This is a genomic window from Halobacteriovorax sp., from assembly GCF_041587335.1.
Taxonomy (GTDB): domain Bacteria; phylum Bdellovibrionota; class Bacteriovoracia; order Bacteriovoracales; family Bacteriovoracaceae; genus Halobacteriovorax.
Map to the genome: position 1 here is coordinate 1 of NZ_JBFGYP010000149.1, position 6437 is coordinate 6437.

Consider the following 6437-nt stretch of genomic DNA (forward strand, 5'->3'; position numbering starts at 1 on the left):
AAAGTTGATTTCTTTGAAGCTCAAGCTCATCTCTTTTTTCTTCAAGTGAGATTGAATGCTCTTCTGTTTTAGATTCAAGAGTATTTACTTCAACTTCTAAAATTTCGATATCTTTTTCAAGTTCAAGAATCTGGTTATTTCTCTCAACAACACCTTGCCCTTCAGAGCTTCCAGTCATTGTTAAGATTTTACCATTTCCAGCATTTCTTATTAGAGATTTACCATCAACAGAGCTAATAGCCTTATATTTTATTGAATCAGAAATAGACTTAAAAACATCTTGATCAAAGTTTGTAGCAATAAAGTATCCATCAAAGAATGGAATCAATTTCGCTTTATACTCTTCAGGAAGGTTTAATAGCTCATGCACTGGAGTGATATCTCCTCCTGTAGCAACTCTTAATCTTTCAAGAGTTTCTTCAGAAGTCATATCCCCATTCTTATTTGGAGATAGGAACTCTAGTGCTTTTTCATTATTATTTTTACACCAATCTAAAACAGGACTAACTTCGTCTTCAGTTGAAACTAGTGTGTCCATAAAATCACTTAATAGATTTTGAACGGCCTTAGCATGAGTTTCTTCACACTGAATCAAGTTTCCAAGTAACTGGTATTTTTCAGAATCTACAGTCTCTAAAAACTCTACTGCACCTTCTCTAACACCATCCATTGCAGCACTTATTTCTTTAAGAGATGAAAGCTTTGATTCTTTTGTAATTAAAGACTTACTCTTCTCTTTAAGCTCTGCTTCAAGCGCTTTATTTTCAGCGATTAGTTTTTCAATATCAGACTTAAGAGTTGCTTCAACCTCAGTAAGTCTCTCAGTTAATTCTGCTGCAGTGTGAACTGCTTCTCTTTCATCTGCGATCTGAGTTGATACACCAGAGTACTGAGTTTCGAGAGCTTCAATTTCTTCAGTAATATCCTGAAGGTTTGCAGCATACTCTTCTAGTTTTGATGAATTTTGGAATACTGTCTGAGACAGAGCTGATAACTCTGTTCTCTTTTGCTCAATCCCTTCTTTCATTGAATCTACTTGATCTACTTTTAGCTCTAGTTGCTCTTTAAGTAGTTCAATCTTCTCTTCAACTTCTTCAAAGTTTACAGCTTCTTCATTCTTAGTTTGTAATTCAACTAAAGAGCTCTCTAATGCTGTGATCTTCTCTTCTCTCTCTAAAAGTTCTTCTTCGAGTTCAGACATTTCTTTTTGTCTTGTCTCAATTAAGTTTTCTTTATCAGTAAGAGTTTTACAAAGGTTAGAAAATCTCTCTTCAGCTGTTGCTAGTTGAGTAGAGATTTCATTTCTTTCTTTTTGAAGAATTTCAATCTTTTCAGTTTGCTCTTCTTTCTTAAATCTTTCCTCTTCAAGTGAGATTTCAAGAGAATTTTTTCTTGTTCCCCAACCTTCAAGTTCAAGATTTTTTTCATTTAATAAGTTTCTACCGTCTCTTAAATCCTTAAGAAGATCGTAAACCTTATGAGAGTGGACAATTATATCATTTCTCTTAATTTTTTCTTTAAGAGATCTTGCACGCTCTGCTTTTTCAGCTTGTTTTTGCAGGGACTTCAAGTTCTTTTCAATCTCTGATTGAAGGTCTTGAAGCCTATTTAAATTTTGTTCTGTTTGTTCAATTTTCTTTAGAGATTCTTTCTTTCTAACTTTAAACTTAGTAATTCCGGCAACTTCCTCAATCATTGTACGACGCTCTTCTGGCTTCGCTTGAACGAGTCTGTTGATCTCCCCTTGTGCAATAATTGAGTATGACTTTGCACCTGCACCAGTATCCATGAATACTTCTTGAATATCTTTTAATCTCGCAGGATAGTTATTTATTCGATACTCAGTTTCACCGTTTCTATAAAGCTTTCTAGTTAACTGAATTTCAGTTGGACTAGAAACCTTATTTCCAATATGAATATGTTTTCCATCATCATTACCAAGAACAAGTGTGGCCTCAGCATATGCCCCAGGATTGTACTTAGATGAACCTGCAAAAATTAAGTCCTTCATAGATTTACCACGAAGGTGCTTAGCAGACTGCTCACCCATTACCCAAAATAAGGCATCAACAATATTTGATTTTCCACAACCATTTGGCCCAACGATACCAGTAATACCGTCGTCAAAATGAATAGTTGTACGATCTTTAAAGGATTTAAATCCCTGAATAACAAGTCTCTTCAATTTCACAGCTTATCCTTTGCATGAAATATATGTGTGTGTGTTCGAGCAATGTACCACTAACAAAGGCATTTCGTACATGATAAATTGCGAGATGTAAGATCTTGTGAGGCCATAAAAAATCTAAAATCAAGTACTTATAAATGTCGCCATTTTTGGGCCTAAAACTTCACTCCAGATCAGACTAAATGATCTCTATTTCAGTAATCAATAAGCCTCTTTGAATAACTCAATTAAACTTATCTCAAATCTAAACACCTTAACTTTAGCTACAGTTTTAAGCCGTAAAGCTTTAAAAACTCGTACCGATAGGATCAAAAGTAATCATATAATGCGAGGATTTATGAAAAATATAAATTTTAAAATAAAACTAATTCTATTGTGTCTATTCATGTCTTCTGTAAGTTTAATAATTGGAACTGTATCATTCTTTGGGTTTCAGCACTTCATTGAGCTCTCACATGAAATCAGTCAAGACGTTATTCCAAGAAGTACTCTTCTTTCAAGAATGGATATAAATTATCAAAAGACCAGAATTGCAGTTAGGACCCTAGGGCTAGAACATCTTCCTGAGGATGACAGAATTCAAGCAATTGAAGACTCCATAAAAGCAGTTGGTGCATATGAGGCCGTATCGAAAAGACTATCTGAAAAACTAACGAACCCTATAGAGAAGGAACTCTACTCAAATCTAGAAAAGAAGTGGGAAAATTTTAAAGCAGTAGGAGTAGAAGCAATCTCTCTAGCAAAAATTTACGATGAAGCCTCTAGAGAAAAACTTCTCAATATATTTCTTGTTCTATGTCCCGCTGCAGCTAAAGACTATCAAGCAACTCTAGATAAGTACGAGCACTATATTCACGAAGAAGTTTTACATTCTTCAGATGAGTCAGCTGAGACAGCATCTTTTTTAGATTTTTTAATTCTTAGTATTTCTGCAGTTGGTGTTATTACAGGTCTAGTTACTGGATTTATTTTTGCGGGAAGAATTTCTTCAAAGATTAAAGACACACTAACTTCACTCCACCAAAGTTCATCTTACCTAACTCAAAGTGCGGATAGTATTGCAGAAACTTCTTCGAGTCTATCTAGCTCAAGTCAACAACAAGACTCATCACTTCAAGAGTCTTCAACTTCATTAGAAGAGATTAGCTCAATGATTAGAATGACAGCTGACAATGCTCATAAGTCTAATGATTTAGCCAGATCGAGTTTAGATAAGGCCTCAAGTGGTAAAAGAATTGTGAGTAAAATGATTCAATCAATGGGAGATATTGATCATAGTATTGATACAATTGTAGAAGAGTTAGATCAAAATAATGAAAAGATGAAACACATAACAGATCTAATAAATCGAATTGAAGAAAAGACACAAATTATAAATGACATTGTTTTTCAAACGAAGCTTCTATCATTCAATGCTTCAGTTGAAGCTGCAAGAGCTGGAGAGGCAGGAAAGGGGTTTGCCGTTGTTGCAGAGGAAGTTGGAAAGCTTGCAGAGCTAAGTGGTAAGGCATCAATCGATATCGCAGATATGGTCTCCTCTAGTGTAGAGCAAGTTAATCTTATCGTTAAAGAGTCACAAGGAAGAGTTTCTTCACTTGTGCAAAGTGTTCGTTCAAATGTTTCCAATGGGTCAACTGTTGCAAATGAGTGCGGAGAGATCTTAGAAAATATTGTTTCTAGTGTCGCCGAAGTAACATCTGCCATTTCTGAAATATCAACTGCCTCAAGTGAACAGTCAAAAGGCATAGATGAATTGCAAGTTTCAATCCTGCAAGTTGATAGCTCATCTAAGTCAAACACTGGAATTGCAAAAGACACCTCAGAGATTGCAACAAAACTTAAAGATCAAGTAACACTAGTAAATTGCTCCATCACAGAAATTCAAACTGTGATTCTAGGAGATATTAAAAAAGCTTCTTAGAGAGGACATAGAGAGCTATCTAACTTACAGGCCAAGAGCTTAAATTTCTTGGCCAATTTTGGATTAGACTTTTGGTATGTTGAATACTTAATACATGAATTAGCTGCAGGTTGATTTTTTGCCTGACAGCTTCTTCTATAAAAGCTCATTGCCCTTGCTAAGTTTTTATTCTCAATACTTTGCGCGTATCTCACACACCCAGGACCAAGCTCTAAGTTACAAGCTCTCTCAAATGAGACAAGCTCTAGCTTTCCTTCTTTTTGTTCAACTTCACCTAGAGCTAAGCATCCTCTCGCACTTTTATTATTACATGCAATCTCCGCCCACTTTCTCGCCTCTTTTAAGTTTGCAAGAAAGAGATTATTTTTAGCAAGTCTCGTACAGCTCTTATAGTTTTTATCCAGACACTTTTTCTCTAAAGATTTCATTCGCTTTTTTAAAAGTGATAGGTATTTTTCTTGATGTTTCTTTTGTTCATCAGATAACTCCTCTTGAGAGCTTCTGATTACCTTAGAAAAGTAAGTGTCATATTTTAAACGTTTAGCACACGACTTCTTGAGCCCTAAACTACAACCTTTTTCAAAGTTTTCTACCGCATTTAAATAATTTTTCATTTTATAATTATATTCACCAAGTTCATAACAGCCCATTGCAAAGCTGTATTCACATGACTTTTTAAGTAAATCTGTACTGTCTTTCTTTTGATTAAGCTTTTTATTCACTCTATCTAAGGCGTAACATGATTTTCCATCTTTTAAATCACAACCTTTTTCAAAATAAATAAGGGGAGCAAGCTGATCACCTTCAAGCGATTTCTTATAGGCATACTCAAAGCAGTCATCGGCGAGTCCTCCATCACAATTTTCGACTAGGCTAGATGCTTCAATAGAGAATAATAGAAAGAAAGTTAAAAATATCTTCATAGATAAACTATAGCATATGAAACCAAGATAGTTTATTCAGAGAAAAAACATTCATTTACAATGTATTGCATACGATCAAGTTGCTCTATCAAGTTCCGATACAGTATGTTCAACTATAAATACTAATCCTATAAGCTAGAGAAATATGAACGCATTAATTGAAATCTTTAAACTGTTCTTTCACTTAGGTCTTGTGGCCTTTGGAGGACCTGCTGCTCACATCGCAATGATTCACAGAGAAGTAGTAGACAAAAGAAAATGGATGGATGAGAAACACTTCCTTGACCTTATTGGAGCCACATCTTTAATTCCTGGCCCCAACTCAACAGAAATGGTTATTCACTGTGGGTATCATAGAGGCGGTATCGCAGGTCTACTTGTATCTGGTATTTCCTTCATTCTGCCAGCATGTGTACTAACTGGATTTCTAGCTTATTTGTACACTATTGCCTTTAAGTTTCCTCATTTTGAAACATATATGATTGGAATAAAGCCTGTTGTTATTATTTTAATTTTTCAAGCCATACAAAAACTTTGGAAGAAGGCCATCACAGCTTATGAACTTGCCGTTGTGAGTGTGATAGTTTTCCTTCTTGGGTTTTCAGGAATTGGAGAATTTTATTCTCTTCTACTAGGGACCTGCGTAGGCTTTGTTATTTTAAAATTTAAAAAACCTTCTTCAATCAACAGTATCGCCCTGCCAGCTATATTCTGGGTATTTGCAAAGATTGGTTCAATCCTATTTGGAAGTGGATATGTTTTAATAGCATACCTACAAGATGAAATTGTGGAAAACAGGGCCTGGCTTACGAGCTCCCAGATTGCTGATGCTATAGCCATTGGTCAATTCACCCCAGGGCCTGTTCTTTCAACTTCTACATTTATTGGTTATCTTCTGGCAGGAGGGTGGGGAGCAGTAGCTGCTTCTGCAGGAATATTTCTTCCTTCATTTATTTTTGTAGTACTACTTAATCCAATTATTCCAAAAATGAGAAATTCAAAAAACTTCTCTCTTGTTCTAGATAGTGTGAACGCAGCCTCAATTGGACTTATGGCATATGCCCTTATCCCTTTAGCAAAGGTCTCGTTCCCAAGTCCAACAGGGTCAATTACATTTATACTAACTCTAATTCTTCTTTGGAAGTTTCCAAAAATAAGCTCACTCAAACTTGTAAGCTTTGGAATTATTTCAGGAGTAGCCTTAACAGAGCTAGGAACTTTAATATCGTAAAAATTTTAAAATAATATATTGGAATTTATAGAGAAAAAATGGTCGGAGTGATAGGATTTGAACCTACGACCCCCTGCTCCCAAAGCAGGTGCGCTACCCCTGCGCTACACTCCGATCGATTCATTTTGAATGAGTGAAATTTATAAGGCCTATTACACTATTTGGCAATCTCTT

4 protein-coding genes and 1 tRNA gene are annotated in these 6437 nt (G+C 35.4%); 2 read left to right on the forward strand and 3 right to left on the reverse strand.

All coding sequences use genetic code 11. The annotated features are described in order from the left end of the window. On the reverse strand, positions 1-2191 hold a 2191-nt coding region (locus ABX784_RS14720), incomplete at its 3' end, for a chromosome segregation SMC family protein (protein WP_372655821.1). Between the two features lie 334 nt (positions 2192-2525). Here ABX784_RS14720 and ABX784_RS14725 point away from each other — a divergent pair. Continuing rightward, on the forward strand, positions 2526-4109 hold the full coding sequence (locus ABX784_RS14725; protein ID WP_372655822.1) for a methyl-accepting chemotaxis protein: 1584 nt from the start codon (positions 2526-2528) through the stop codon (positions 4107-4109). Here the strand turns inward: ABX784_RS14725 and ABX784_RS14730 are convergent. Next, complete coding sequence (locus ABX784_RS14730; protein WP_372655823.1) at positions 4106-5032, reverse strand: hypothetical protein; 927 nt, start codon at positions 5030-5032, stop codon at positions 4106-4108. The genes ABX784_RS14725 and ABX784_RS14730 overlap by 4 nt on opposite strands. Before the next feature lie 145 nt (positions 5033-5177). Here ABX784_RS14730 and ABX784_RS14735 point away from each other — a divergent pair, with 145 nt between their 5' ends. Beyond that, the gene (locus ABX784_RS14735) at positions 5178-6263 is read left to right on the forward strand and encodes a chromate transporter (RefSeq protein WP_372655824.1); all 1086 of its coding nucleotides are present in this window, start codon (positions 5178-5180) and stop codon (positions 6261-6263) included. A 39-nt stretch (positions 6264-6302) separates the two neighbouring features. On the opposite strand, the gene ABX784_RS14740 is transcribed toward ABX784_RS14735, so the two are convergent. Further along, a tRNA-Pro gene (locus tag ABX784_RS14740) sits at positions 6303-6377 on the reverse strand. Positions 6378-6437 lie beyond the last annotated feature (60 nt).